Consider the following 25,757-nt stretch of genomic DNA (forward strand, 5'->3'; position numbering starts at 1 on the left):
AGGCCTCGGGATCGGCCTGAAGGACCATCGGGCCAATGGCTCTTCCGGTTCGAATGCGATGGCCAATCCTATACCGGCGGCATCGGTCGGTTTGAGGATGGTCGGATCGCCAAGGTCTTCATCAATGGGACGAAGGTCGGCACGGCCGCTGAGACCAACGCTCAGGACGCGGCAATCGTCACGTCCTTGGCCCTCCAGCATAGCTGCCCGATAGAGACCATCCGGCACGCCTCAGCGAGGTCGGGCGGCTCGACGGGCCGGTTGGCGACGCCGCTGAAGGAGGTCGAGCATGAAGCGCGCCGAGGAACAGGTGTGTCTCACATTCATACCGTTCGATCGACGGGAAGCTTGCAGCCTTGGAGAAGCAGCGATGTGGCTGGGAAATCGGTTGGCACCCTTCGAAATTGGTGCGTTCAACATGGCCTGGGTCGAAGGATCGGTGGCGGATGCGGCGAAAGTTTCGTCCGCCGTGCTGGCCGCAGCCGCAACACGCGAACTTACACCATCAGATGCCGGCGAGATCAGTAAGCTGATTGATACATGGGTGAAGGCGTTCGAGACGGCTGAACTGGCGGAGCGTCTGGAAAGGATGACGAACCTATGATGGGGCGGAATCTGAAATCTCGTCTCGTCAGATAGGAAGAGCAGCGAAATGCGAAGGTAGGCCCTTCCCGAGCGCGGCGTTAGCCGGCCCGCGAACTCAACGGTTACTCAACCTAGGTGGCCGGATCACAATGACCGTCTCGACCAGGTTTCTGATACTGTGGCTCAGAGAGGCACGAGGATGCAGCAAATGGTAACCGCCCAAACGGCGTCACCGAGTGTTGTGAAGCGTCGCGCGTCGCTTCCTGCGTGGGACGGGCAAATTCGCTGCGGAGCCCTTTTTTTCCTGTGACTTGAGCGTCGCTTTGACATGTTCGGCGAGTTTCACCGCGCTGTCGGCGTTCGACGCGAGCCGGGACAACAGCTGAGACAGCACCTTGAACTCATCGCGCGTCAGCATCCCGAACAACGCATCGTTGACGGGACGTTGCAGGGCGGCAAGACGGGTCAATAAACCGAGGCCGTGCTGGGTGAGCGTGAGTTGCACGCGCCGCCGGTCGTCCGGATGCGGGCTCTTCTCGAGGAGGCCGTCGGAGACCAGCTTGTTGATCTCGTTGGTGACAAAGGCGCCGCTCAGATACAGCCGTTCGGCGACCTGATTGACTCCCATCGGTTCTTCCGCCGTCGAATTCTTGATTGCGATCAGGATCAGATACTGAGTGGTCGACAGGTCGACGAAGTTCGCGAATATCTCACGGCAGGCTTCAAGGCTGCGTCCGAAGGCGAAATAGTCGTAGAGGACGCCGCGAAGCGTTCGGTCCCCTTCCTTGTCGAGCAATTCGGGCTTCGACGCCGTCAGAAGCGCTTCGGTCACGGTCGTTCTCCCCGCGAAATCATAGGCTTGCGAATTTGCCTAAGAAGCACGCATGCGCGCGCCCATCAAGAGGGCTTGACATTTCCAAATAGCTTTGTCAGAAAGCTATCTGAAAATTATAAATCGGGGTCGAAGCAGCGAGGCAGGCGTCCCATGGAGGACCGTGCATTCAGGCGAGTGTTGGGGGAGTTCGCAACGGGCGTTGCGGTGGTCACCGCGCGCGGCCAGGGCGAAGAGCTCATCGGCATGACCATGAGCTCGTTCAACTCCGTCTCCCTCGATCCGCCGCTGGTCCTGTTCAGCGTCGACCGCAAGGCAAAGAGCCTGCCCGCGATGCTCGATGCCAAGGGCTTCGCCGTCAACATCCTCGCCCGCGATCAGGAACAGATTTCCAATCAGTTCGCGCGCGCTCTTTCCAACAAGTGGGATCAGGTCAAGACGTCGGTCGGTCATGCCGAGGCCCCGCTGATATCGGGTGCCCTGGCTCATTTCGAATGCGCGCCGTTCGCAAGCTACGACGGCGGCGATCACGTGATCTTCGTGGTCCGCGTCGTGCGTCACTCCGCGCGCAGCGAGCCGGCCGCGCCGTTGATCTTCTTCCGGGGCCGCTATCGTGACCTCGTCGACGAAACCGAGCGCGAGCCGACCTGGCCGCTTCCCATTCATTACTAGCTTCGAACCGGAGAACCGCGATGCGTAGCGCAAATGAATATCTGTCTGGCCTGAAGGACGGACGGACCATCTACATCAACGGGGCTGCGGTCGGCGACGTGACCGCTCATCATGCCTATCGAAATCTCGCCAGCTCGATGGCGGGGCTGTTCGACTTTGCGAGCGCTAGGGAGAATGTCGATCTCATGACATTCGAGACCGATGCCGGACGTGCCAACCGGATCTGGCAGCTTCCGACGTCCTATGCCGATCTCGTCCAGCGGCGGAAGGCACTGGAAGCATGGGCTGCGCTGCATGCCGGCTTTATGGGCCGGGCCCCGGATCATGTCGCGTCGTGCATCTCGGGTCTCTACATGGGGCTCGACGTTTTCAAGGCGTACGATCCGGCCCGAGCGGGCGCGCTCGAGAGCTACTACCGCTACGCGCGCGACAAGGATCTCTACCTGACCTACGTCATCATCAATCCGCAGGCCGATCGTTCGAAGGGGCCGCCGAGCAGGCGGATCCGTTCCTCACCGCCGGCGTCGTCGATCGCGACGCAGACGGGATCACGATCCGCGGCGCCAAGATGCTCGCCACCGGAGGCGTGGTCGCCGACGAGGTTTTCGTGACGACCATCCAGCCGATGCGTCCAGGCGAAGAGCGCTACGCGATGTCCTTTGCGATCCCGATGAACACGAAGGGTCTCAAGATGCTGTCGCGCAAGTCCTACGAGGATGCAGCCGGCGCGGTGTTCGACAATCCATTGTCCAGCCGCTTCGACGAGAACGACTCGGTCCTCTACTTCGACGACGTGAAGGTTCCCTGGGATCGCGTCTTCATCGAGGGCAACGTCGAAATGTGCCAGAAGCAGTTTCACGCCACGCCCTGCCACGTCTATCAGAACTACCAGGCGATGGTGCGGCTGAGCGTGAAGCTCAAGTTTCTGGCCGGCCTCGCGCATCGGACCGCCGAAATGAACGGCGTCACCCAGTTCCCGCAGGTGCGCGAGATGCTCGGTCAGCTTGCCGCCGAGACCGGCATGGTCGACGCCCTGGTGGCGGCAATGGAGGCGAAGGGCGCGCAGGTCGGTCCCTATTTCATCCCGGACCGGCACACGCTCTATTCCGCACAAGTGCTGACGCAGCAGCTCTACGCGCACATCATCAATACGCTGCGCGAACTCGCCGGCGGCGGCATGATCATGCTGCCGTCGTCGGTCGCCGACTTCGATAACCCCGAGATTGCGGCCTTGATCGGCAAGACCCAGCAGTCGCCGAAGGCCAATTCGCACGACCGGGTGAAGTTCTACAAGCTCGCCTGGGATGCGGTCGGATCCGAGTTCGGGTCCCGCCATCAGCAATACGAGATGTTCTACGCCGGCGCGACCTTCGTCACCAAGGGACACTCCTATCGCACCTACGACTGGTCCGGCGCCGATCGTCTGGTCCAGACGATGCTCGATTCCTACGACCTCAACGGCATCTCGATCGCCAGCAAAGCCGCCTGAACCCAACGGAGACGACACATGCCCGTCAACAAGAAGCACGACGAGTTCTACACGCTCGACATGACCAGCGGCTGGGAAACGCCCGCGGGCTATCCTGCCGGCATCCAGCAGAAGATCCTCGCGGGGGCGCTCGACGAGGAGAACCGGCGCGGGACGCGAACCCGGCTGCTGCGCTTTGCTCCGGGCGTCTACACGACCGCACCGTTTTCACACGAGTATTGGGAAGAGGTCTATCTCGTCTCCGGCGACCTGATCGTCGGCAATGACGAGAAGGGCGAGGGCGGCAAGAGCTTCCCGCCCAACACCTATGCCTGCCGGCCGCCGCACGCACCGCACGGTCCGTTCAAGTCCGTCAACGGCTGCCTGCTTCTCGAAATGCATTATTTCGATCCGGTCTGAGGCCGGTCCGCTAGCACCGACAAACATCGTTCGACCGCTCCAAGGGGGAAAATATGGCGTTCAAAAATATCTCGCTCGCATTCGCGCGTTGCCTGTCCTCGCTTCAACCGCGCTTCCGATTTAATCGGGAATTGCCGCGCGGCAATCTCCGCGTGGTGGTCGATGGCCTTACGGGCGCTCTTGCGATTTGCGTCGTGGCGACAACTCCGGTCGCTGCGCAGGACAAGCCGAACTCGGTTGGACTTGGTATCTTCACGTTCACGTCCGGTCCCGCCGCAGCCTATGGCATGCCCGGCAAGAACGCCGCCGATCTCATGATTGACGAGATCAATGCCAAGGGCGGGATCGGAGGCGTTCCGGTCACCGCGACCTTCGTCGACGAGGCGCAGGGTGCGCAAGGCGTGATCGCGGAATATCGGCGGCTGGCCGGAGATGCAAAGAACCAGGTGATGGTCGCTGCCTTGTCGAGCGCGACCTGTCTCGCGCTGGCGCCGATCGCCGAGCAGCTGGAGGTTCCGACCGTCGGTTGGAACTGCGACACCCACCAGCTGCTCATGGACAGCAAGAGCAAGTACGTGTTCCGTCCCAACGGCAACACCGTGCCCGAATTCATCGCCTATGCGATCTACCTCCTGGATCGCAAGCCGGACGTGAAGACGGTGGCGATCATCAATCCGGACTATGCGTTCGGCCATGACGCGGCCAAGATCTTCACCGCGGCGCTCAAGGCGCTCAAGCCGGACATCGAGATCGTCGCCGAACTCTATCCGAAGCTTGGCTCGCCGAACTACCAGACCGAGATTTCGCGCCTCACCACCGCGCGCCCGGACGTCGTCTTCTCCAATCTCTGGGGCGCCGACCTCGAAAACTTCGTTCGCCAGGCGACGCCGCGTGGGCTGTTCACATCCAGTCAGGTGGTCCTCGCGCTCGGCGAGACCGTCCTGCAGCGCGTGCCGTTGCCGGATGGCGTGATCGTCGGGGTTCTGGGTGACGGCTGGTGGATGTCGCCGGACGCCAAGGCCAATCCCGAGACCGTGAAGTTTGCCGAGGCCTACAAGTCGCGCTTCGGCGAGTATCCGGTGTTTCCGTCCATCAAGATGGCCAATGCGCTGATCTACGTGAAGGCCGCCTACGAGGCCGCCATGCAGAAGAACGGCGGAAAGTGGCCGACGCGTGCCGAGCTCGCGGCTGCCATGAAGGGTAGCAAGGTCGCAACCCTGACCGGCATCACGCAGACGCGCGCCGACAATGACGGTCTCGTCGACCAGATCGTCGGAGTCACCGTGAAGACGTCGGCGCAGCCGTTTCCGGTGATCGGCGACATGGTCCGCTACAAGGGCGATAGCCTGATGCCGCAGGCCGGTCAGGATCCGCTCGCCTGGATTTCGACGCTCAAGCCCGAATTCGCGAAGAGTCTTCCGAAGCCGGGGAGCTACAAGATCGGCGAACGATAGCGTCCACTCGCAACCAATCACGCAGGCGTAAGCCGATGTCGAATGCAATCATTCCCTTGCTGCTGGATAGCCTCGCCAGCGCCGCGTTGATCTTCTTCGCGGCGGTTGGCCTGACGCTGGTGTTCAGCGTGCTGCGCGTCCTCAACGTGGCGCACGGCAGTCTCTACTCGATCGGCGGCTATGTCGCGGCGTCGGCCTGCCTGTTCATCGCGAGCAAGCAGCTCAACCCCTATTTGTCGTTTGCTGCGTTGCTGTTCAGTGCGGTTTTCGTGGCCGCCATCTTCGGTCCGCTGATCGAGCGCAGCCTGGTCCGCTGGACATACGGCAAGTCCGAAGCCGTCCAGATCCTGATCACGTTCGGACTGTTCCTCATCCTGGAGGACCTGCAGCGGCTGGTCTTCGGCGTGCAGTCCCTCTACGAGGATGCGCCAATGCGATTGCTTGGCACGTCGAGTATCGGCGGCGTGGTTTATCTCAACTACCAGATTCTGCTGATCGCCATGGCGGCCCTCGTCGTCGTCGGGTTGCGGCTCCTGATCAGCCACACGCGGCTCGGGCGCCTGATCACGGCCGTCGTGACCGACCGTGAAATGGCGCAGTCGATCGGCATCGACACCAACCGGATCTTCATCCTGGCGTTCTCGCTGGGCGTGTTCCTTGCCGCACTCGGAGGAGCCCTGGCGACGCCGACATCGGGCATTGCCCCGGGGCTTGGCGCCGACACCATGGTGCTCGCCTTCGCGGTGGCAGCGATCGGAGGGCTCGGGCAGATCGAGGGCGCCGCGGTCGCCTCTCTGATCGTCGGTCTGGCGCGCGTGCTGGCGATCTATCTCGCGCCTTCGCTGGACGCCGTTGCGCCCTATGCGGCAATGCTGGTCGTGCTTCTGATCCGACCCTACGGCCTGTTCGGATCGGTCACGGCGCGGAGGATATGATGCGGATCATCCTGACCGCCGCCGCGGTCCTCACGCTCGCCGTCCTTCCCGTCGCCGCGCCATGGCTGCAATTCGTGTTGACGCTTGCGATCGCCAAGGGCTTTGCGGCGCTCGGTGTCGCGGTGCTGCTGCGGGCCGGCCTGATCTCGATCGGCCACGCGATGTTCTTCGCGGCCAGCGCCTATGGCATCGCCTTCCTGGCGCATGCCGGCATCAACGATCTCGGATTGCTGCTGGTGCTCTCGGTGCTGGTCGCTGCGCTGACCGGCGCGATCGCCGGCGCGTTCCTCGTCCGGTATCGCGCGATCTTCTTCGCGATGTTGAACCTCGCGGTCTCCATGGTGTTCTACGCGCTGTGCGCCAAACTCTACGGTATCACGGGCGGAACGGACGGCATGCCCGTTCCGATTCCGGCGGTGTTCGGCATCATCTTTGCCGAGCCGGTCTTCAAGAGCGTGCTGTTCTATCTCAGCCTGGCGCTGATGGTGCTCGTCGGCCTCGCCGTCCAGCGGTATCTCGACAGTCCGCTGGGGCATGCGTTATCGGCCGTCCACACCAACGAGATCCGGCTCGAATATCTGGGCATTCCGGTCTGGGCGGTGCTGCTGATCGCCTATGTGATATCGGCGGCTCTCGCCGGGCTCGGCGGCGCGATCTCCGCGTTTGCGATCGGTCGCGTGGTCCCCGACTTCGCGTTCTGGACGGCATCCGGCCATCTCGTCCTGATCGCCGTGCTTGGCGGCATCGGTGGCGTGCCGGGCGCGTTCATCGGCGCCTTGTTCCTCGAACTGCTGCACAGCGCAGCCGTGACCGTAACCGATGCCTGGAATCTGATCGTGGGCATGGCTCTGATCATCGTGATCATGTTCATGCCGCAGGGCATCTACGGACTATTCGCGCGCAAGGAGGCGTCGAGCCCATGAGGCGTCCTATCCTGGTGGCCAAGAACCTCTGCGTCGCATTCAACGGGGTCAAGGCCGCCGACGGGGCGAGCATCGCGATCCACGACGGCGAGTTCCTCGCGATCATCGGTCCGAACGGATCGGGCAAGACGACGCTGCTCAACATCTGCACAGGTTATATCCGCCCGGTTTCAGGCAGCGTGCTGCTCGACGGCAACGATATCACCCGGCTGTCGCCGCGGGCCATTGCGCGACGCGGCGTCGCGCGCGCCTTTCAGATCCCGCAACTGTTCTCCGCGCAGCGCGTGATCGACAACATGATGCTGGCGCTTGCCGCGAAAGACGGGCTGTGGAGCGCGGTCCGGCCGCTTGAAACGGCGCAGCGGCGCGACGAGGCTATGGGCTTGCTCGAACTGGTCGGGCTCGACGGCGATGCCGACCGGATCAGCAGCACCCTGCCTGAAGGTCATCGCAAGCTGCTCGACATCGCGGTTGCGCTGGCCCTCAAGCCGCGCCTCCTGCTGCTGGACGAACCAACCAGCGGCGTGAGTGCGCTGGAGCGCTTCCCGCTGATGGAGGCCCTGATGAGCGCGCTGCGCCAGCGCCGCATCACCGCTCTTTTCGTCGAGCACGACATGGACGTGGTTGCACGTTACGCAAGCCGCGTCCTGGTGTGGAATGCCGGGAATATCATGGCCGAAGGGCGGCCAGACGAGGTGTTTGGCAACGCGCAAGTCCGCGAACGCGTCGTGGGAGTGGCCTAATGCTCAGGCTCGACAAGGTCAGCGTCTCGATCGAGGGCGTTCGCGTGCTGCGCAAGGTCAGCTGCGAAATCATCGCGCGCAAGACGACGGTGTTGGTCGGCCGCAATGGCGCCGGCAAGACAACGACGCTTCGCGCGATCATGGGGCTGATCGCGCACGACGAGGGCTCGATCCGCCTCGATGCTGACGATCTCGGCAGCCAGCCTGCCTATACGCGCGCCCGGGCAGGCATCGGATATGCGCCGGAAGATCGCCGGCTGATACCGGAGTTGAGCGTCGAGGAGAACATTCGCCTTCCGGCACTGGCTCTGAACCTCGACAAGCCGGAAATCGTTCGCAGGCTGGACGAGATCTATACGCTGCTGCCTGAGCTGCATGTGATGCGGTCCCGGCCTGCGGGCGGCGTTTCCGGCGGGCAGGGCAAGATGGTTGCGCTGGGGCGTGCGCTGATGGTGGCGCGCAAGGTCTTGTTGCTCGACGAACCCTTCCAGGGGCTGGCGCCGGCCCTGGCGCTCGATTATGCACGGACGCTCGGTGAGCTGCGCAAGCACCGCCCGGAGCTTACCCTGCTGATCACGGAATCCTCGCCGGCCCTGCTCGACCGCGTCGCCGATCGCACGTTGCAGATCGAGCGCGGCGAGATTCTCGTTCCGTCTACCAAGGATGACAAAGCCCATGTTCATGAAGTTTGACCGCATCGCGAAGGATCGGACCGATCACGTCGGCGTCGAAATCGGATCGCTCGTGATCGCCGGTTGGGCGGGCAGGAACGCGGCGGCGATCGAGCACCATATCGAGGAGCTCGCCGCGCTCGGAATCCCGCGCCCGTCGACGACGCCGCTCTACTATCGTGTCGCAGCCCAGACGCTGACGCAGGCGGATCGCTTGACTGTGCTCGGTCCGGACAGTTCCGGTGAGGTCGAGCCCGTGGTGGTCGCCATGGCCGACGGACTCTGGATCGGAATCGGATCCGATCATACCGATCGCAAGGCGGAAGCTGCGGGTATCGCACTTTCGAAGCAGCTCTGCGGCAAGCCGGTCGGCCGGCAGCTCTGGTCCTATGCTGATGTCGAGCCGCACTGGGATGAATTGGTGCTTCGTTCGTGGGCGACGATCGACGGCAAGCGGGTTCTCTATCAGGAGAGCCCGGTTTCCTCGCTGAGAACGCCGCGCGATCTGATTCGCCGCTACGCGAACGCCGACGTCCTTCCCGCCGGAAGCTTGATGTTCTGTGGCACGCCGGGTGCGATCGGCGGAATTCGCCCAGGAGCACGCTTCGAAATGGAGCTGAGCGACCCGGTTCTCAAGCGCTCCCTGACCCACGGCTACGATATCGACGTGCTTCCGGTCGTCTCTTGACCACCAACGTCCGGTGAGGAGCGTCGACCAATGACGTTAACTAACGACCAATCTCAACCCACCGCCGTGGCACGATTGGAAGCCGCACTGACGCGCGCGCGATCACCTGACGCAGCGAATACCTTCACCGCCCTGTTCGAGGAGAGCGCCCGGTGCGAGGCCGAAGCCGCCGATCGGCGCGCCGCTGCCGGGACGACGCGCGGCCCGCTCGACGGTCGCATTGTCTCGGTCAAGGCTCTCTTCGATGTTGCCGGCACCGTGACGAGCTCGGGTTCCGCGGTCCTGCGCGCTTTGCCTCCCGCCGCTGAAGACGCGCTGGCTGTGAAGCGTTTGCGCGCGGCAGGAGCCGTGATCATCGGCAAGACACAGATGACCGAGTTTGCCTTTTCGGCGCTCGGCACCAACCCGAACGATGGGGTGCCGCGCAACCCCCGCGACCGCCGGCGCGCTCCGGGAGGATCCTCATCTGGGGCTGTCGTCTCGGTCGTCGACGGCATGGCGGACATCGCCATCGGGAGTGACACCGGAGGGTCGATCCGAATTCCGGCGGCGCTGTCGGGTGCAACCGGCTTCAAGCCGACGAGCGGCTTTGTGCCAACTGCCGGCGCGTTCTCGCTGTCGTCGAGCCTCGATACCATCGGTCCGATTGCCTCGAGCGTCGCGGACTGCTTCGTGGCCGATCAGGTGCTTTCGGGTGGCGACGTGACGTCGCGGCCGCAGCTTGCCTCTCCTTATACGTTTCGGCTCACTATCGCTCGCGGTCGCCTGTTTCACGGTTGCGAGCCGGAGGTGCTTGGCGCGTTCGAGAGCGCCGTCGAGCGGCTTCGATCAGGTGGCTTGCAGATTGCGGATAGATCGATCGAGGCTGCGCTCGATCTCGTTGCAGAGATCGATGGGATCGGCACCTTTCCGTCGATCGAGGTCGGCGCAACGCTGCGCGGTCTCGGCCTATCGAGCCTGGATGGCGTCGATCCGAAAACCCGCGTTCGTATCGAAGCGGGGGCTGGAATCCTCGGTGTCGACTATGTGCGCATGGTGCGGCTGCGGGATTCCGCAATCCGATCCTTCGAACAGTCGTTCGGCAATGATGAGGTTTTCATCTTGCCGACGACGCCAATCCGCGCGCCGCTTCTGTCGTCGATCGAGGAGGACGTTGCGTTCCATCAAGCCAATGGGCTCGTGCTTCGAAATCCACGCGTCGCCAATATGCTAGATTGTCCGTCGATCTCATTGCCGATACCGCTCGACGGCCTTCCCGTCGGTCTTATGCTGATCGGCCGCAGGAACGCCGACCGGCGCTTGCTGGAGATCGCGTCTTGTGTGGAGATGATGCTGCGAGGTCATTAGCACGCCGCTTGGCGTTCTCGCCAATGGGCCGCCCAATCTGCGATCGAGCGGAGAGGCTGCCCATTTCGATCAGCCTTTGCTTGGTAGCCTTCGTCGGCTGAAGGTACTGCTGACGGGCATCCTCCTCGCCGATCTCGTTTCTCAATACATGAGCCTTGCATAGCTTCGAGATGCACGATTGATCTTTGTGGGACTCCAATCAGTCTCCTTTCTAATGAACTCAACAAAATCTTCCAGCGAGCTTCTTCTGGAAGATGGCTAGTAGGTGCGGATTGATGGCGATGTACCACGGGGAGGGGGTGTAGGAGCCAGGTTATGTGCCGTGGCTTGCCGGGCGATGTCTGTGTCGAGTTTTCCGGAAGGACAGGGGATCAAGACGGCAAGCCCTGCCATGATTGGCTTTACTGCCTCTCCATTCATTACCTTGAGCGGGGCGTCTCGCCTCCTCGACGGCCGCTTTTGGCAGGGCGGGGCGCCGCGGAAGTCGCGATGGTTCTTTCCATGACCGCCTGGAGGCACTGCCGAAGACTGCTTTGGGGCGTTTTTGGGGATCGATCTCTAGCCATGAAAGATACGTTTAAGGACCATTCCATTGTTCCATGATACGTAAACAGATCTATGTCTTGACAGGCTAGCCAAGAAATGATACCTATAGGTATCTTTCAGAAGACAAAAGATACGTAAACAGTTCATGGAACGGAACTCAGAAGCAACTCAACAGCTAGGGCGGCTCCTCCGGGACGCAAGAAAGCAAGCGGGCCTGACGCAAGAGCAGGTGGCCGAACGCGCGGGCATTTCTCGGCCGCGTTACCGCGATATTGAGCAGGGCAACGCCGCTGCGCGGGCGACCACGCTGATTAACGTCGCGCGCGCGCTTGGTATGGAGCTGATGCTGATCCCACAGGCAATGGTACCAGGCGTCAACGCACTCCTTCGCCCGTCCGAAGACGAAGATCGACCGGCGTTCACCACCGATATGGATGATGATGATGAGCACCCGGGTCCGCGCCCCTAACACCATTCAGTCGCTGGACGTGTTCCTTCAAGACCTCATGGTCGGAACGGTCGTGCGTACGCCTGGCGATTTCAACGCCTTCAGTCTCGATCCGGCCTATCGAGCCATGGCGCGGCCCCCGATACTGAGCCTTTCGTTGCGCTCCGCCGATGGTGGCCTTCGCAAGGATCCGAAGCCGGCAGCACACATGCTGCCCGCGTTCTTCGCGAACATGTTGCCCGAGGACAAGCTTCGCGAGGCGATGGAAAAGCACCATGCGGGAGCAGTGAGGCAAGGAAACGATTTCGACCTCCTGGCGGCGCTTGGCGCGGACCTGCCAGGTGCGGTGCGCGTCGTACCGAGCGACGGCAGCACCACGATAGCGGCTCAAGAAAATCCACGTGAGATCAAAGCGCGGTTTTCCTTGGCGGGAGTTCAGATGAAGCTGTCCGTGATGAAAAACACGGGCAAGAGCGGCGGACTGACTTTGCCCATCGGCGACGAGCAAGGTCAGTACATTGCAAAATTCCCTTCGACCAACCTTGTCGGATTGTCGGAAAACGAGTTCGCCATTTTGGCACTGTCCGAAGTCCTCGGAATGGATGTGCCCGAACGCGAACTTGTCGAGAAATCCGATTTCGACGGAATTCCCGAAGAGTTCAATACTCTGTCGACCGGCAAGGTCTTGCTGGTGAAGCGCTTCGACCGAGGGCCCGAAAGTACCCGAATTCACATCGAAGACTTCGCTCAAATTTTTGGCCGGCAGCCATCCAAAAAATACGATGACGCATCATACCACGACATCGCCGCCGCGCTAAACGTGGCGACTTCGACAGACGTCGCGCTCGAATTCGTTCGCCGACTGGCCCTTGCCGCGCTCGTCGGCAACGGCGACATGCACTTGAAGAATTGGTCCACGATATACCCAGGTGACGGTTGCACTCCAGCCATCGCCCCTGTGTACGACGTCCTGTCGACCACTGCTTATTTTCCAAAGGACGATATGGCCCTCTCCTTGGGAGGAGAGAAGTCCTTCAAAGCGCTTACTCCCGACCGCTGGCGAAAGTTCGCCAATCGCGCGCGACTACCCGAACCGGCGGTCATCTCGGCCGTCGAGGAAGTCGTATCGTTGGTAAACGACCATTGGTGGCATCTGCCAGAGCGGGATGTCGTTCCGGCCGCCGTTCTCAATAAGATCGATGCTAAAATCGAGGAAATGAGCCTGGTTCTAAATCCCGGCCACGTCTCGAAGCCTTCGCTGCCTAACGCCTGAGTTTGGTGCTGTTCGGCTCTAGATCCGCGGGCTGCCGGTTGCGCTTCTGAACGCTCCACGCACTTCGCGTAGGCCCGGCGGATTCGGCTGTAGACTTCTCCGCCGGTGTCAATCTTTTCACTTCGCTCCCCGAAATCGGCGACCGCGATGACCGTATCGAAGACGCCTTCTATGGTGTCGCCGTCACGAAAGGGGATCGCGACTGCCCCGAGGTATTTGTCCCGCTTCCACTTCTCGAGTCCCCACATCTCGTATTTCAGCGAGACCAGCACATGGATGACGTCGTCGCCTGCAGTCGAATCGATCGCATATCCTCACCAACAACATAGCCACAGGCGGCCTGTTACTTCTTCGCTGGCTGGCGCAGCTCTTCAATCTTGGCACCGTGACCGGCAGCATCGGTGGCGTTCGGGGCCACGGCTTCAGCTCTGCATCGCGTTGCCGGCGGATTACCGCATACACGACCTATCTCAGCCCACCCGACGCACTTGCCATTCGGACCACGATAACCGGGGCCGCCACGTTCTCCGCACTCCGCGGCTGCGGGCCCTGCAAGACAAAGCAATACGGTAATGGCCGTTAGGAGTGGAGCGGTCATGGCGCGAAGTCCAAATCGACGGTGGGTAGGCAAAGATGGCGCTGCTAGAGCGCGCGAAGTCTATTCATCTGCAATCTTTGACCAGCCGCCCGCGCTGTCCTTCATATCACGGTGCATGGTGCCATTGTCCCAGTTGACGCAGGTCCGAACGTCATTGAACTCATTCAGGGTGCACGCTTCACGTGCAATAATTTTGCCTTTCATATCTTCTTCAGTTTTCAGAAAGGCGATCTTTCCCTTGTTATCCACGTAGGTCAGACCGGTGATGCAGACTTTATGCTCGGGCTGACAAGAGCGAGAAAAAAGCGGCTTTCCATTATTTTGACTCGCTGACTTCTCTATCGCTTTGTTCAGTAGTTCGCCCCAAGTAGGCACATCATTGTTGGAAGAGCGAGAAGCGGCAGCGTTTGCGCCTGATGGCGCTAGCGACATCGGCGCGGTTGGCGAAGTTTGCTGCAAGTTGGCGACAGGCGGGCTATCCGTTTGAGATGGGCGCCCCATCATGGTCGTGCCCATGGACTGAAGATCTTGCGGACTCAGCCAAACCATGTCGCTCGGCGCGGTGACGACCATTCTCCCGATGATCGCCGGCGGCACTCCGAGTTCTTTCGCCATTTTGGCCATCGAGACGGTTGCTGCGCCAGAAGCGACCGTCTCCTCACCATTTTCGTTCGACGCACCGTGAACGCCGACTTGGGCGCCATAACTCACGTTTTTTGCGGATCCAGCCGCGAACATGAGGAAACAGGCCGACGCGCAGACTGCAGTCCTTCCGACGTTGGTCGACATTTTGCCGAACCTTATCGAGTCCGCGATTTTCGCGCCCTCGAGTAAGTTGCCGCCAGGAGAATCAAGCCGGACGTTCGCGACATACTTCCCGGCGTCGTTGGCCTGCTTCACGGCCAGTAAAAACTTGTCTGAATCGCCCGGAACGATCTCCCCGGTAATCCAGATGGCCGCCTGGCCGGACTTGCCGACCCCACTCTTGATCTCGGCGGATTGACCTGCCCGGAGGGTGAAGAACATGGCCCCAAGGGCGCAGGCTACTGCGCTCGCAACACGTATCGCACTCATAAAGCATGCCCCAACAAACCGTGAGATTGTCCCGCAACCAAAAAGCGCGGACAAGCCCATTCACAACAAAGCGGAGGGATACTTTCGGTGGGCGCGTGGCGCGTTTGAGTTCACCCCAAAAAGGGGCACTAGGAAGACCCAATCCACCTCAGAACGCCCAGCCCGCCGCCGCTGGCGAGCCTTATAATTCGACTGGCCATTTCCCGAGCAACTCTTTGCGGTACTAGGACGCCTCCGTTGCGAGTTCTGGACAAGATCTAGCGGCCGCTCGCTTTTCTTGATGAGACAGCGCCAGAATCCGACCTCGAGACCATGCTCAGGGCGTTGAAATCGCAGCAGATGCGACTGCCCTCCGAGCGCACCATAAACCCAGCCGTGCCGTGAGGTTTCTTCGGTGCACATTTTCGCGATCATCGGGACGGGTGTTGTGTGTCCCCATTGTGCCCCAGCTATTTCTGGGCACGCGTTAGGGGAACGGGGTTCGTAACCTATTGATTTGTTTGGATTAATGGTGGACGCACAAGGGATCGAACCTTGGACCTCTCCCGTGTGAAGGGAACGCTCTCCCGCTGAGCTATGCGTCCGGGATATGACGTGCCAAAGGCCGCTGGTCGGCGGCCGGTCGATAAAGGCGCTTCGTCAGAGCGTGCGATTTACGAAGTGCCGGGTAGGGGTGTCAAGCCAAACCCTGCGTAAATCAGGCGCCCTGCTGACGGGCGCGGGAGGCGTGTGACTGCAGCGCCCGGATGCGTTCGGCGAGCGTGCCGCCGCCTTCGGGCATCCCGCTGCCCGGCGCGGCGCCGTTTGCGGCACCGTTGGCGGGCTTGGCGGCGGCCTTGGCCGGCACGGTCGGCTCCGCCGCCAGCATGGCCTCGATCGCCGAATTGGGGCCCTCGAGCTGGATCGCGAGCTTGGCGACCTCGGCGGCGATGTCGTTGATGCGCTCGCGCAGCAGCGCGTTCTCCATCCGCTCGGTCGCCCAGGAGCTCTCGGCCTGCTGCTGGATCGCGTTGATGTCGCGCTGCAGCTTGCCGCGTTCGTCGCGAGCTGCGCGCAGCTGTTCCTCGACTGCGGCCTTCTCCTGGCGCAGCTTCTCGAGCACGGACGATTTGCCGCCGCCCGCTGCGGCGATCTCCTCGCGCAGCTCCTGCACCGTCCGCTCGGCGGCGGCGTTGGCCTGCTTGAGCTGGCCGTTCTCGAATTCGCGCTCGGCCAGCAGCTTGCCCTGGGTCGCAAGCCGTGTCTCGAGGTCGCTGACGCGGTTGCCGAGCATCTCGGCCTCCTTGACCTGGACGATCAGCTGGCGGTCGAGGTCGGTGACGCGCTGGCTCAGGTTCTCGACCCGGCCGCGCGCGTCGGTGAGGTCGCGCGTCACGGTTTCCGACTGGCTGCGCTCCTGGGCGAGGCGGGCCTCGGTGGCGGCGAACTCCCTGGCGGCGTCGCCGACCCGGTTCTTCAACTCCTCGACCTGGGTCCGCACCGCGACCAATTCGACCTGGCGGCTGTCGGCGGTCATCGAGCGGTCGCTGAGCTCGGCGTTCATCCTGCCAAGCTCGCCCTGCTTGTCGGTCAGCGCCTGCTCGGCGTTGCGCAGCAGCTCGGTCTTGGCGCCGAACTCCTCCTCGGTGGCGCGAAGCTGCTCCTTCATCGCCTTCTCGCGCGCCTCCATCGCGAAGATCGCGGCGTTCTTCTCGCCCAGCTCGATCTTCATGCGGTTGATCGCGTCGGTCTTCTTGCCGAGCTCGGCGAGCTGGCTCGTGGTCTTGCTCTTGAGCTGGTCGACGCTCATCTCGAGCCGGCGGGCCGACATGGCGAATTCGGCGCGGAGCTGGTCCTTGTCGGCCTGGATCTCGGCCATCGACAGCGGGGTGGCCGCCTCCATCCGTCGCGTGGTCAGCCGCACCGCCCGGTTATGCACCAGGGGCACGATCATCAGGCCGCACAGCATAGAGATCAGGAAACCGATCGCCGCGTACATGATCGGCTCGATCATGAAGGGTCACTCCAAAGAAAGAAGGAATTTGTTAATCACAATGCCACGGCGGGCCGGCCAAAGGCCAGCCCGTTTGCCGCGTTAAGGTGAATCGCTAACCGTGCCGGAGCGCTTCGCGCAACGACCCGTTCGAGGCTGCGACCTAGAACGGGTTCCAGGTCGCGCGCGGGGTGTATTTGAGATAGCCGACGCTGGCACCGAGCCGCAGGCCGATGCCCGAGCGAATCGGGACCAGCACGATGTTGTTGGCGGTCAGCGCCGTCATCCCGAAGCCGCCGACGATATAGGCCGAGCCGTCGATGCCGACGAAGCGCTGGTAGATCGCCTGCGTCGAAGGCAGGTTGTAGACCAGCGTCATGGTGCGGGCGCCGTCGCCGCCCCAGTCGAAGCCGACCGAGGGACCCTGCCAATAGACCCGGAGGTCGCCGGCGTTCTTGGTGTAGAGCGTGCCTTCGCCGTAGCGCAGTCCGGCGACGAACGCGCCGGAGCCTTCCTCGCCGAGCACATAACCGTTGGGCAGACCCCATTGGCTGACCGCGCGCTCGATCACGGAGGCGAGCCCGCGCGAGACGTTGCCGAAGAACTTGTGGCCGGCGCCGACCAGCTCGTCGGGCCCGTAAGTATACGGGGTCGGTTCACGCTGTGGCGGCGGATATTGCGGTGGTGGGGGCTGCTGCGCGGACGCCCCTGCGCTCCAGCACATCAGCGCGGCAAACGCGACCGCGGCAAGGCGTGATGCGAAAGTCATTAAGAACCCCTGCTATCGAAATCCGGGCGTTGCCCTTTAACCTGATGCCAACAGGCACGGCTCTAGGTTGCGCCCAGTGTCCCCTCGACTCGGATGTTATCGGTATCAACTATGACGGCACAACGGCAGGAAAGATATGGATCGTGCCGGGGCATGGCGTTTTTCGGCCTGTTGGCGGGCATTTTGGCGGCCATCTGGCCCGCTTTGCCTGTTCGGGCCACCACGACCGAGCGCGTGGTGTCGAACCGCTACTCCGGCCTTGCGATCGAGGGATTCGATCCGGTCGCCTATTTCACCGACGCCGCCGCCACCCAGGGGCGGCCGGAATTCGAGGCCGCCGAAAGCGGCGCGGTCTGGCGCTTCCGCAACGAAGGCAACCGCGCTTCGTTCGTCGCGCATCCTGAAATCTATGGTCCGCAGTTCGGCGGCTACGATCCGACCGATCTGGTGCGGGGCGTGACCTGCGCCGGCAATCCGCGATTCTGGGCCGTCGTCGGGAACAGGCTCTATCTGTTCAACCGGGAACACAGCCGCGACGCCTTCGCCGCCGATCCCGCGCGCTTCCTGAAGGAAGCCGCGGCGCGCTGGCCGGAGCTGGAAGAAGATCTCGCGCAGTAGTCAGCTCTTTGTTTTGAGCATGATCTCCGCGCAAACGCGTTCCGCGTTTGTCGCGAGGGAAAACCGCTTCGCACTTTTCCGGATCATGCTTTAGGCTGCGGCGGGGTCGCCCCAGGCAATGAATTCGGGCACCAGGAAGTCCTCGCGGCCGAGCCCGAAATGCAGGGGATGCCCGTGCGAATCGGTCACCTTGCCGCCGGCCGCAACGACCACCGCGTGACCGGCCGCGACGTCCCATTCGGACGTGGGCGAGAGGCGCGGATAGATATCGACCGCGCCCTCGGCGACGCGGCCGAACTTGACCGCCGATCCCAGCACGGCGCGGACCGCGCCGCCGCGTTCGTCGATGAAGGCTTCGGTGCGCGCATCACCATGCGAACGGCTCACCGCAACGGTCCAGGGCGCGCCGCGTGGCGGGCAAGGACGGGACTTGATCGCCACCGCCTGCGAAGCCGCGCCGCCCTGCAACGTCAATCGCTCCGCACCCTTGCCGACGATGCCGCGCCAGATCAATCCGAGCGCCGGCGCGCCGACGATGCCGAGCAGCGGCATGCCGTGCGTGACCAGCGCCACATTGACGGTGAACTCGTTGCGGCCGGCGACGAACTCCTTGGTGCCGTCGAGCGGATCGATCAGGAAGAAACTGTCCTTGTAGGGCGGCGTCGCCAGATGGACGCGCTCCTCCGACAGCAGCGACACACGCGGCGCCAGCCGCGTCAGCCCTTCGACGATGATGTGGTCGGCGGCGAGATCGGCTTCGGTGACCGGCGAGCCGTCGCTCTTGCCGGTCACATTCATGGCGGAACGATTGACCGCAAGAATCGCCTCGCCGGCGCGGATCACGAGCTCGGTCAGCTGGTCGAGCAGCGTGGCGGCCTTGTCGCAGTCGAGGGCGGGCGATTGTGCCTTATTCATGGGCGGCTCTCATATCCTGTTCGTCTTCCCCTGAGATCATGATGCCAGCCTCGCCGCAAGCTGGCAGCATCCGTCTGCCCGGTGTATCAAGCCGACAGGCATGCGTGATTCGCACTCCTCGGTCGGCGTGCGGCTTTCCAGGAAACAATTGATGTCTGGCACTTCGTCTCCCGGTCCCGCTCCCGATGCACTCGAGCTCGCGGCGCTGTTGTGCTCGCGGGTCTGTCACGATCTCATCAGTCCGGTCGGCGCGATCGTCAATGGGCTTGAGGTCCTTGACGACAATCCGAAGCCCGAAGATCGCGACTTCGCGCTCGATCTGATCCGCAAGAGCGCCAAGACCGCGTCGGCGCGGCTGCAGTTCTGCCGGCTGGCATTCGGCGCCGCCGGTTCCTCCGGCGCGCAGATCGACCTCGGCGATGCCCAGAACATGGCGAAGGGGCATATCGAGGACGGCAAGGTGACGCTGACCTGGAATTTGCCGCGGCTGCTGCTGCCCAAAAATCGCGTCAAGCTGCTGCTCAACATGCTGATCATCGCGCAGCAGACCATCCCGCGCGGCGGCACGCTCACGATCGACCCGGTCGGCGAGGGTGAGACCATGAGCTTCCGCATCCTGGCCGCGGGCCTCAATGCGCGCGTGCCGCAGAACATCGTTGACCTGCTCAATGCCAGCTCGCCGAACACGGTCGATGCACACGCGGTGCAGCCGCATTACACGCGCCTCTTGGCTGAGGCCTGCGGGTTGAAAGTGACGCTCGCGCTCGAAGGCGACAAGGTCATTATCGCAGCGTCCTGAACGCGGCCGCCGGAAGATCATTAATCAAAGGTTACGACGGGCCGTGCGTTCAATCGCGCGGCCTTATCTCTTTGTTGATCCCGTTCTTTTCCATTTACTCAACCAAACTTAAACGCTTTGCGGAGAAGCTGACCCAAGTTCCGTCAGGCGCGTGGATATCGCGCGCCGCAGCGTTTTCGGCGTTTTTCGAAGGTTGGTTTCATGGACGATCTGTTGCGCGAGTTCCTGACGGAGAGCAGCGAGAGCCTGGACACGGTCGACAACCAGCTGGTGCAGTTCGAGCAGGATCCGAACAACGCGAAGATCCTGGACAACATTTTTCGCCTTGTGCACACCATCAAGGGGACCTGCGGCTTCTTAGGATTGCCGCGGCTGGAAGCGCTGGCGCATGCCGGCGAGACCTTGATGGGCAAGTTCCGCGACGGCATGCCGGTGAAGGCGGAAGCCGTGACGCTGATCCTGTCCTCGATCGACCGCATCAAGGAGATCCTGGGCGGGCTCGAGGCGACCGAAGCCGAGCCCGAGGGCAACGACCGCGATCTGATCGATCAGCTGGAGGCCATGGTCGAGCACGGCATGGCGGCAATGGCGGCCACTGAAGAAGACGTGCCGGTCGTCGAAGCGCCGTCCGTGCAGGCAGCGATGACCGAAGGCACGCTGGTGGTGCAGACGCTGGAGCGTCCCTTACGTCCCGGCGAGGTCTCGCTCGACGAGCTCGAGCGCGCCTTCCGCGAGACCGAGACCGAAGTGGCCGCACCCGCGCCCGTCGCGAAGCCCGCCGCTGCTGCACCCGCAGCAGAGCCCGCTGAAGCCGTGAAGAAGCCGGTCCGCAAGGCCATAGCCGAGGATGTCCAGGAAGGCGACAAGATCGCCAACCAGTCGATCCGCGTCAACGTCGACACCCTCGAACACCTCATGACCATGGTCTCCGAGCTGGTCTTGACCCGCAACCAGCTCTTGGAGATCTCACGGCGCAACGAGGACACCGAGTTCAAGGTGCCGTTGCAGCGGCTGTCCAACGTCACCGCCGAGCTGCAGGAAGGCGTCATGAAGACGCGGATGCAGCCGATCGGCAATGCCTGGCAGAAGCTGCCGCGCATCGTCCGCGACCTCTCCGGCGAACTCGGCAAGCAGATCGAGCTGGAGATGCACGGCGCCGACACCGAGCTCGACCGCCAGGTGCTCGACCTGATCAAGGATCCGCTGACGCATATGGTGCGCAACTCCGCCGATCATGGCCTGGAGACCACCGCCGAGCGCCTCGCCGCCGGCAAGCCAGAGCAGGGCACCATTCGCCTCAGCGCCTATCACGAAGGCGGCCACATCATCATCTGCATCGCCGACAATGGCCGCGGGCTCAACACCGAGCGGATCAAGGCCAAGGCGCTCCAGAACGGTCTCGTCACCGAGGCTGAACTGGAGAAGATGACCGAAGCCCAGATCCACAAGTTCATCTTCGCGCCGGGCTTCTCGACCGCGGCGCAAGTCACCTCGGTGTCCGGTCGCGGCGTCGGCATGGACGTGGTGCGCACCAATATCGACCAGATCGGCGGCACCATCGACATCAAGAGCGTGGCCGGCGAGGGCGCTTCCGTCACCATCAAGATCCCGCTGACCTTGGCGATCGTCTCGGCGCTGATCGTGGAAGCCGGCGGCGACCGCTTTGCCATCCCGCAGCTCTCGGTGGTCGAGCTGGTGCGGGCCCGCGCCAACTCCGAGCACCGCATCGAGCGGATCAAGGACACCGCAGTCTTGCGGCTGCGCAACAAGCTGCTGCCGCTGATCCACCTCAAGAAGCTCTTGAAGATCGACGACGGCGCCACCACCAGCGATGCCGAGAACGGCTTCATCGTGGTGACGCAGGTCGGCAGCCAGACCTTCGGCATCGTGGTCGACGGCGTGTTCCACACCGAGGAGATCGTGGTCAAGCCGATGTCGACCAAACTGCGGCACATCGACATGTTCTCCGGCAACACCATCCTGGGCGATGGCGCCGTGATCATGATCATCGACCCCAACGGCATTGCCAAAGCCTTGGGCGCCTCCGGCTCGTCGGCCCATGACATGGCCGAGGACAATGCCAGCAGCCATGCCGCGAGCGGCGAGCAGCTCACCTCGCTGCTGGTGTTCCGCGCCGGTTCCTCGCAACCCAAGGCGGTGCCGCTTGGCCTCGTCACCCGGCTGGAAGAGATCGCAACCGACAAGATCGAGCTCTCGAACGGCCGCTACATGGTGCAGTACCGCGAGCAGCTGATGCCGCTGGTGCAGATGGCCGGTGTCGAGGTGCAGTCGCAGGGCTCGCAGCCGATCCTGGTGTTCGCCGACGACGGCCGCTCGATGGGGCTCGTGGTCGACGAGATCATCGACATCGTCGAGGAAAAGCTCAACATCGAGGTCGCAGGCTCGCAGGACGGCATTCTGGGCTCGGCCGTGATCAAGGGCCAGGCCACTGAAGTGATCGACGTCGGCCACTTCCTCCCCATGGCGTTCGCCGACTGGTTCTCGCGCAAGGAGATGCGCCCGTCGGCCTCGGCGCAGTCCGTCCTTCTCGTCGACGACTCCGCGTTCTTCCGCAACATGCTGGCGCCGGTGCTCAAAGCTGCCGGCTACAAGGTGCGGACCGCAGGCGGCGCGCAGGAAGGGCTCGCCGCGCTGCGCTCGGGGCAGGCCTTCGACGTCGTGCTGACCGACATCGAGATGCCCGAGATGAACGGGTTCGAGTTCGCCGAGAACATCCGCTCTGACCACAATCTCAACCAGCTGCCGATCATCGCGCTGTCGGCGATGGTGTCGCCGGCGGCGATCGAGCGCGGCCGGCAGGCCGGCTTCCACGACTATGTCGCCAAGTTCGATCGTCCCGGGCTGATCGCGGCGCTGAAGGAGCAGACCGCCGAACTGCGCCGGGCGGCATGAGCATGATCCGGAAAAGTGTGAAGCGGTTTTCCGATCAGATCATGCTCAAACAAAAGGCTTGAGGAAACAGCATCGATGACCAAGACCGAGAGCAGTGAGGGCGCGATGGCCGAATACGTCACCGCCGTGATCGGCGGGCAGCTGTTCGGGCTGCCGATCTCGCGGGTGCAGGACGTGTTTATGCCGGAGCGGCTGACGCGGGTGCCGCTGGCTTCCAGCGAGATCGCCGGCGTGCTCAATTTGCGCGGCCGCATCGTCACCGTGGTCGACATGCGGGCCCGGCTCGGGCTGCCGAAGGCCGACGACGGCAAGCTGCCGATGGCGGTCGGGGTCGACCAGCGCGGCGAATCCTATGGCCTGTTGATCGACCAGATCGGCGAGGTGCTGCGGCTGCCTGACGACGGCCGCGAGGACAACCCGGTCAACCTCGATCCCCGCATGGCCAAGCTCGCCGGCGGCGTCCACCGCCTCGATGGCCAGCTCATGGTCGTCCTCGATGTCGATCGCGTGCTCGAACTGGTGCCCGATGCCAAAGCGGCCTGAGACGGCCGCTGCAAATGAAGAAACTGAAACATCCCACCGGGGATGAGGAAGTAGAGGTCGCAGATGAGAACCTGTCTTGTTGTCGATGACTCAAGCGTCATTCGCAAGGTCGCCCGCCGTATTCTGGAAGGGCTCGATTTCACGATCGTCGAGGCTGAGGACGGCGCGAAAGCGCTTGAGGCCTGCAAGCGCGCGATGCCCGAGGCCGTGCTGCTCGACTGGAACATGCCTGTCATGGACGGCTACGAGTTTCTCGGCAATCTCCGCCGCATGCCCGGTGGCGATCAGCCCAAGGTCGTGTTCTGCACCACCGAGAATGACGTCGCGCATATCGCACGCGCGCTGCATGCCGGTGCCAACGAATACATCATGAAGCCGTTCGACCGGGACATCGTCACTGCGAAGTTCCAGGAAGTCGGGCTTATCTAAATCTACGTTCGATCCGGCGGCAGAAGCCTTCGGCTCAACGGTTGTTGTGCGTCGTGTTGCGTCGCTGGTGAAGTCATGAGTGTTGCGTTGACAAGTACTGCGGTTCCGACATCGACCCGGTCCGACAAGGTGCGGGTGATGGTGGTCGACGATTCCGTGGTGATCCGCGGGATGATCTCGCGCTGGATCGGCGCCGAGCCCGACATGGAGGTCGTGGCCTCGCTGCGCACCGGCCTCGACGCCGTCAACCAGCTCGAGCGCATCAATCCAGACGTCGCGGTGCTCGACATCGAGATGCCCGACCTCGACGGCATCTCGGCGCTGCCGCAGCTGTTGGCGAAGAAGCGCGATCTCGTCGTCATCATGGCCTCCACGCTGACCCGCCGCAACGCGGAGATCAGCCTGAAGGCGCTCTCGCTCGGTGCGTCCGACTACATTCCGAAGCCGGAGAGCACGCGCGAAGCCACCGCCGCCGAAACCTTCCGCCACGACCTGATCCAGAAGATCCGTCATCTCGGCGCCAAGGCGCGGCGCGGCACCGTGCACACCACGGCGAGCCCGCCGCTTGCGCCCGGTCACGACAGGCCGCGGACTCTGGCTCCCGTCGCTGCGCCCACCGCGCCGGCCCAGATCGCGCGCCGTTCGTTCGGCCTGTTGCAGCCGAAGGTGCTGCTGATCGGCTCGTCGACCGGCGGCCCGCAGGCGCTGATGTCGCTGGTTGCCGAGATCGGACCGGTGATCGATCGCGTCCCGGTGCTGATCACCCAGCACATGCCGCCGACCTTCACCACGATTCTCGCCGAGCATCTGGCGCGCGCCAGCAAGCGGTCGGCGCATGAGGGGATCGACGGCGAGGCCATCAAGCCGGGCCAGATCTATCTGGCGCCGGGCGGACGCCATATGCGCATCGCCCGCCACGGCGTCGACGCCACCATCGCGCTCGACGACGGGCCGCCGGTCAATTTCTGCAAGCCCGCGGTGGACCCGATGTTCACCTCCGCGATCGACGTCTGGCAGGGCAGCATCATGTCGGTGATCCTGACCGGCATGGGCTCCGACGGCATGCGCGGCGGCAAGGATATCGTCGCCGCCGGCGGCAGCGTGATCGCCCAGGACGAAGCCACCAGCGTGGTGTGGGGCATGCCCGGCGCTGCGGTCAATGCCGGGATCTGCGCCGCCGTGCTGCCGCTCAATCAGATCGCACCCAAGCTTGTTCGCGTGTTTGCGGGAGATCGTTCGTGACGCCGCTGGACTACGAGTATCTGCGTAAGCTGCTGAAAGAACGCTCCGGGCTCGATCTGTCGAGCGACAAGCAATATCTCGTCGAGAGCCGCCTGCTGCCTTTGGCGCGCAGGTCGAACCTTGCCGGCATTCCCGCGCTGGTCCTGAAGATGAAGGGCGGCGCCGAGATGCTGACCTCGGAGGTGGTCGAAGCGATGACCACCAACGAGACCTTCTTCTTTCGCGACAAGGTCCCGTTCGATCATCTGAAGGAAGCGGTGCTGCCGGCGCTGGCACAGGCGCGCGCTGCGCGCCGCAGCCTGCGGATCTGGTGCGCGGCATCGTCGACCGGGCAGGAGCCGTATTCGATCGCGATGCTGCTGAAGGAAATGACCGCGCTGTTCAGCGGCTGGCGCATCGAGATTATCGCCACCGACCTGTCGCAGGCGGTGCTGGAAAAGTCCAAGGCCGGCCTGTTCAGCCAGTTCGAGGTGCAGCGCGGCCTGCCGATCCAGCTGCTGGTGAAGTACTTCACGCAGCAGGGCGAACTCTGGCAGCTCAACGCCGACATCCGCGGCATGGTGCAGCACCGCCAGCTCAATCTGCTGCACGACATTGCGCATCTCGGCACTTTCGACGTGATCTTCTGCCGCAACGTGCTGATCTATTTCGATCAGCAGACCAAGGCGGGCATCTTCGGCAAGATCTCCCGGATGCTCGAACCCGACGGCGTGCTGGCGCTGGGCGCGGCGGAATCCGTGGTCGGCATCACCAACCTCTTCAGGCCCTATCCCGACCGCCGCGGGCTCTATCAGCCCAGCACCGCTCCGGTGGCGCGCGCCGGCGCCGCGCTGCACGTGCTGAAAGCGGTTGCGTCCGCTGCGCGGTGAGTGCGAGTCCT

Annotated in this window: 25 protein-coding genes, 1 tRNA gene and 1 pseudogene; 21 read left to right on the forward strand and 6 right to left on the reverse strand. The window is 63.1% G+C overall.

What is annotated here, in order from left to right; all coding sequences use genetic code 11:
* The first annotated feature begins 289 nt into the window (after nt 1–289).
* Entirely contained in the window at nt 290–604 is a 315-nt protein-coding gene (locus tag QMZ05_RS06730) for a hypothetical protein (protein WP_353700083.1), read from the forward strand.
* Nucleotides 605–814: 210 nt separating this feature from the next.
* On the opposite strand, the gene QMZ05_RS06735 is transcribed toward QMZ05_RS06730, so the two are convergent.
* The gene (locus tag QMZ05_RS06735; protein ID WP_353700084.1) at nt 815–1,417 is read right to left on the reverse strand and encodes a MarR family transcriptional regulator; all 603 of its coding nucleotides are present in this window, start codon (nt 1,415–1,417) and stop codon (nt 815–817) included.
* 153 nt (nt 1,418–1,570) lie between these two features.
* Between QMZ05_RS06735 and QMZ05_RS06740 the strand changes: the two genes are divergently transcribed.
* From QMZ05_RS06740 to QMZ05_RS06800, 13 genes and pseudogenes are all read left to right on the forward strand, one after another.
* A complete protein-coding gene (locus tag QMZ05_RS06740) occupies nt 1,571–2,089 on the forward strand; it encodes a flavin reductase family protein (protein WP_279707898.1) in 519 nt (172 codons plus the stop codon).
* Between the two features lie 20 nt (nt 2,090–2,109).
* Nucleotides 2,110–2,852 (forward strand): annotated as a pseudogene (locus QMZ05_RS06745) (4-hydroxyphenylacetate 3-hydroxylase N-terminal domain-containing protein); the annotation flags it as partial.
* Nucleotides 2,853–2,984: 132 nt separating this feature from the next.
* Complete coding sequence (locus QMZ05_RS06750) at nt 2,985–3,578, forward strand: 4-hydroxyphenylacetate 3-hydroxylase C-terminal domain-containing protein (RefSeq protein WP_353700136.1); 594 nt, start codon at nt 2,985–2,987, stop codon at nt 3,576–3,578.
* 18 nt (nt 3,579–3,596) lie between these two features.
* Nucleotides 3,597–3,977 carry a cupin gene (locus QMZ05_RS06755; protein ID WP_353700085.1) on the forward strand — a complete coding sequence of 127 codons (381 nt, stop codon included), beginning with the start codon at nt 3,597–3,599 and terminating at the stop codon, nt 3,975–3,977.
* 194 nt (nt 3,978–4,171) lie between these two features.
* Nucleotides 4,172–5,431, forward strand: a complete 1,260-nt coding sequence (locus QMZ05_RS06760; RefSeq protein WP_353700086.1) for an ABC transporter substrate-binding protein — start codon at nt 4,172–4,174, stop codon at nt 5,429–5,431.
* Between the two features lie 35 nt (nt 5,432–5,466).
* Nucleotides 5,467–6,366 carry a branched-chain amino acid ABC transporter permease gene (locus QMZ05_RS06765; RefSeq protein ID WP_353700087.1) on the forward strand — a complete coding sequence of 300 codons (900 nt, stop codon included), beginning with the start codon at nt 5,467–5,469 and terminating at the stop codon, nt 6,364–6,366.
* Nucleotides 6,366–7,289 (forward strand): branched-chain amino acid ABC transporter permease, encoded by a 924-nt coding sequence (locus QMZ05_RS06770; protein ID WP_353700088.1) that lies wholly within the window; start codon nt 6,366–6,368, stop codon nt 7,287–7,289. The genes QMZ05_RS06765 and QMZ05_RS06770 overlap by 1 nt, the downstream gene beginning before the upstream one ends.
* Complete coding sequence (locus tag QMZ05_RS06775; protein ID WP_353700089.1) at nt 7,286–8,032, forward strand: ATP-binding cassette domain-containing protein; 747 nt, start codon at nt 7,286–7,288, stop codon at nt 8,030–8,032. The genes QMZ05_RS06770 and QMZ05_RS06775 overlap by 4 nt, the downstream gene beginning before the upstream one ends.
* On the forward strand, nt 8,032–8,724 hold the full coding sequence (locus QMZ05_RS06780; protein ID WP_353700090.1) for an ATP-binding cassette domain-containing protein: 693 nt from the start codon (nt 8,032–8,034) through the stop codon (nt 8,722–8,724). Before QMZ05_RS06775 ends, QMZ05_RS06780 begins: the two co-directional genes overlap by 1 nt.
* Nucleotides 8,708–9,391: a DUF2848 domain-containing protein gene (locus QMZ05_RS06785; protein WP_353700091.1), complete on the forward strand. Its 684-nt coding sequence runs from the start codon at nt 8,708–8,710 to the stop codon at nt 9,389–9,391. Before QMZ05_RS06780 ends, QMZ05_RS06785 begins: the two co-directional genes overlap by 17 nt.
* Nucleotides 9,392–9,457: 66 nt before the next feature.
* Nucleotides 9,458–10,738 carry an amidase family protein gene (locus tag QMZ05_RS06790; protein WP_353700137.1) on the forward strand — a complete coding sequence of 427 codons (1,281 nt, stop codon included), beginning with the start codon at nt 9,458–9,460 and terminating at the stop codon, nt 10,736–10,738.
* Nucleotides 10,739–11,429: 691 nt separating this feature from the next.
* Nucleotides 11,430–11,753, forward strand: a complete 324-nt coding sequence (locus QMZ05_RS06795; protein WP_253624811.1) for a helix-turn-helix transcriptional regulator — start codon at nt 11,430–11,432, stop codon at nt 11,751–11,753.
* Nucleotides 11,728–13,005: a HipA domain-containing protein gene (locus tag QMZ05_RS06800; protein ID WP_353700092.1), complete on the forward strand. Its 1,278-nt coding sequence runs from the start codon at nt 11,728–11,730 to the stop codon at nt 13,003–13,005. Before QMZ05_RS06795 ends, QMZ05_RS06800 begins: the two co-directional genes overlap by 26 nt.
* A 658-nt stretch (nt 13,006–13,663) precedes the next feature.
* Here QMZ05_RS06800 and QMZ05_RS06805 read toward each other — a convergent pair.
* From QMZ05_RS06805 to QMZ05_RS06820, 4 genes are all read right to left on the reverse strand, one after another.
* Nucleotides 13,664–14,629 (reverse strand): hypothetical protein, encoded by a 966-nt coding sequence (locus tag QMZ05_RS06805; protein ID WP_353700093.1) that lies wholly within the window; start codon nt 14,627–14,629, stop codon nt 13,664–13,666.
* 557 nt (nt 14,630–15,186) lie between these two features.
* Nucleotides 15,187–15,261, reverse strand: a tRNA-Val gene (locus tag QMZ05_RS06810).
* A 113-nt stretch (nt 15,262–15,374) separates the two neighbouring features.
* A complete protein-coding gene (locus tag QMZ05_RS06815; RefSeq protein ID WP_353700094.1) occupies nt 15,375–16,670 on the reverse strand; it encodes a hypothetical protein in 1,296 nt (431 codons plus the stop codon).
* A gap of 142 nt (nt 16,671–16,812) precedes the next feature.
* Entirely contained in the window at nt 16,813–17,418 is a 606-nt protein-coding gene (locus QMZ05_RS06820) for a DUF1134 domain-containing protein (RefSeq protein WP_050420523.1), read from the reverse strand.
* Between the two features lie 153 nt (nt 17,419–17,571).
* On the opposite strand from QMZ05_RS06820, the gene QMZ05_RS06825 reads away from it, so the two are divergent.
* On the forward strand, nt 17,572–18,036 hold the full coding sequence (locus QMZ05_RS06825; RefSeq protein ID WP_353700095.1) for a YHS domain-containing (seleno)protein: 465 nt from the start codon (nt 17,572–17,574) through the stop codon (nt 18,034–18,036).
* Nucleotides 18,037–18,126: 90 nt separating this feature from the next.
* On the opposite strand, the gene cysQ is transcribed toward QMZ05_RS06825, so the two are convergent.
* Nucleotides 18,127–18,951, reverse strand: a complete 825-nt coding sequence (gene cysQ / locus QMZ05_RS06830; protein WP_353700096.1) for a 3'(2'),5'-bisphosphate nucleotidase CysQ — start codon at nt 18,949–18,951, stop codon at nt 18,127–18,129.
* Nucleotides 18,952–19,102: 151 nt separating this feature from the next.
* On the opposite strand from cysQ, the gene chpT reads away from it, so the two are divergent.
* From chpT to QMZ05_RS06860, 6 genes are all read left to right on the forward strand, one after another.
* Nucleotides 19,103–19,750, forward strand: a complete 648-nt coding sequence (gene chpT, locus QMZ05_RS06835; RefSeq protein WP_353700097.1) for a histidine phosphotransferase ChpT — start codon at nt 19,103–19,105, stop codon at nt 19,748–19,750.
* A gap of 201 nt (nt 19,751–19,951) precedes the next feature.
* Complete coding sequence (locus QMZ05_RS06840; protein WP_353700098.1) at nt 19,952–22,663, forward strand: hybrid sensor histidine kinase/response regulator; 2,712 nt, start codon at nt 19,952–19,954, stop codon at nt 22,661–22,663.
* 75 nt (nt 22,664–22,738) lie between these two features.
* Nucleotides 22,739–23,206 (forward strand): chemotaxis protein CheW, encoded by a 468-nt coding sequence (locus QMZ05_RS06845; RefSeq protein ID WP_353700099.1) that lies wholly within the window; start codon nt 22,739–22,741, stop codon nt 23,204–23,206.
* 63 nt (nt 23,207–23,269) lie between these two features.
* The gene (locus tag QMZ05_RS06850; protein ID WP_021081912.1) at nt 23,270–23,635 is read left to right on the forward strand and encodes a response regulator; all 366 of its coding nucleotides are present in this window, start codon (nt 23,270–23,272) and stop codon (nt 23,633–23,635) included.
* Between the two features lie 75 nt (nt 23,636–23,710).
* Nucleotides 23,711–24,877: a chemotaxis response regulator protein-glutamate methylesterase gene (locus tag QMZ05_RS06855; protein WP_353700100.1), complete on the forward strand. Its 1,167-nt coding sequence runs from the start codon at nt 23,711–23,713 to the stop codon at nt 24,875–24,877.
* Nucleotides 24,874–25,746, forward strand: a complete 873-nt coding sequence (locus QMZ05_RS06860; RefSeq protein ID WP_353700101.1) for a protein-glutamate O-methyltransferase CheR — start codon at nt 24,874–24,876, stop codon at nt 25,744–25,746. Before QMZ05_RS06855 ends, QMZ05_RS06860 begins: the two co-directional genes overlap by 4 nt.
* Nucleotides 25,747–25,757: the final 11 nt, after the last annotated feature.

This window comes from Bradyrhizobium sp. INPA03-11B, from assembly GCF_040446015.1.
In the GTDB taxonomy this organism is placed as follows: domain Bacteria; phylum Pseudomonadota; class Alphaproteobacteria; order Rhizobiales; family Xanthobacteraceae; genus Bradyrhizobium; species Bradyrhizobium macuxiense_A.

Bases quoted from the DNA above. Each gene is read 5' to 3' on its own strand.
- QMZ05_RS06730 (WP_353700083.1), top strand. From the start codon at position 290: ATGAAGCGCGCCGAGGAACAGGTGTGTCTCACATTCATACCGTTCGAT.
- QMZ05_RS06740 (WP_279707898.1), top strand. From the start codon at position 1,571: ATGGAGGACCGTGCATTCAGGCGAGTGTTGGGGGAGTTCGCAACGGGC.
- QMZ05_RS06750 (WP_353700136.1), top strand. From the start codon at position 2,985: ATGGTGCGGCTGAGCGTGAAGCTCAAGTTTCTGGCCGGCCTCGCGCAT.
- QMZ05_RS06755 (WP_353700085.1), top strand. From the start codon at position 3,597: ATGCCCGTCAACAAGAAGCACGACGAGTTCTACACGCTCGACATGACC.
- QMZ05_RS06765 (WP_353700087.1), top strand. From the start codon at position 5,467: ATGTCGAATGCAATCATTCCCTTGCTGCTGGATAGCCTCGCCAGCGCC.
- QMZ05_RS06770 (WP_353700088.1), top strand. From the start codon at position 6,366: ATGCGGATCATCCTGACCGCCGCCGCGGTCCTCACGCTCGCCGTCCTT.
- QMZ05_RS06775 (WP_353700089.1), top strand. From the start codon at position 7,286: ATGAGGCGTCCTATCCTGGTGGCCAAGAACCTCTGCGTCGCATTCAAC.
- QMZ05_RS06780 (WP_353700090.1), top strand. From the start codon at position 8,032: ATGCTCAGGCTCGACAAGGTCAGCGTCTCGATCGAGGGCGTTCGCGTG.
- QMZ05_RS06785 (WP_353700091.1), top strand. From the start codon at position 8,708: ATGTTCATGAAGTTTGACCGCATCGCGAAGGATCGGACCGATCACGTC.
- QMZ05_RS06795 (WP_253624811.1), top strand. From the start codon at position 11,430: ATGGAACGGAACTCAGAAGCAACTCAACAGCTAGGGCGGCTCCTCCGG.
- QMZ05_RS06800 (WP_353700092.1), top strand. From the start codon at position 11,728: ATGAGCACCCGGGTCCGCGCCCCTAACACCATTCAGTCGCTGGACGTG.
- QMZ05_RS06805 (WP_353700093.1), bottom strand. From the start codon at position 14,629: ATGTTCTTCACCCTCCGGGCAGGTCAATCCGCCGAGATCAAGAGTGGG.
- QMZ05_RS06815 (WP_353700094.1), bottom strand. From the start codon at position 16,670: ATGATCGAGCCGATCATGTACGCGGCGATCGGTTTCCTGATCTCTATG.
- QMZ05_RS06820 (WP_050420523.1), bottom strand. From the start codon at position 17,418: ATGACTTTCGCATCACGCCTTGCCGCGGTCGCGTTTGCCGCGCTGATG.
- QMZ05_RS06825 (WP_353700095.1), top strand. From the start codon at position 17,572: ATGGCGTTTTTCGGCCTGTTGGCGGGCATTTTGGCGGCCATCTGGCCC.
- cysQ (WP_353700096.1), bottom strand. From the start codon at position 18,951: ATGAATAAGGCACAATCGCCCGCCCTCGACTGCGACAAGGCCGCCACG.
- chpT (WP_353700097.1), top strand. From the start codon at position 19,103: ATGTCTGGCACTTCGTCTCCCGGTCCCGCTCCCGATGCACTCGAGCTC.
- QMZ05_RS06840 (WP_353700098.1), top strand. From the start codon at position 19,952: ATGGACGATCTGTTGCGCGAGTTCCTGACGGAGAGCAGCGAGAGCCTG.
- QMZ05_RS06845 (WP_353700099.1), top strand. From the start codon at position 22,739: ATGACCAAGACCGAGAGCAGTGAGGGCGCGATGGCCGAATACGTCACC.
- QMZ05_RS06850 (WP_021081912.1), top strand. From the start codon at position 23,270: ATGAGAACCTGTCTTGTTGTCGATGACTCAAGCGTCATTCGCAAGGTC.
- QMZ05_RS06855 (WP_353700100.1), top strand. From the start codon at position 23,711: ATGAGTGTTGCGTTGACAAGTACTGCGGTTCCGACATCGACCCGGTCC.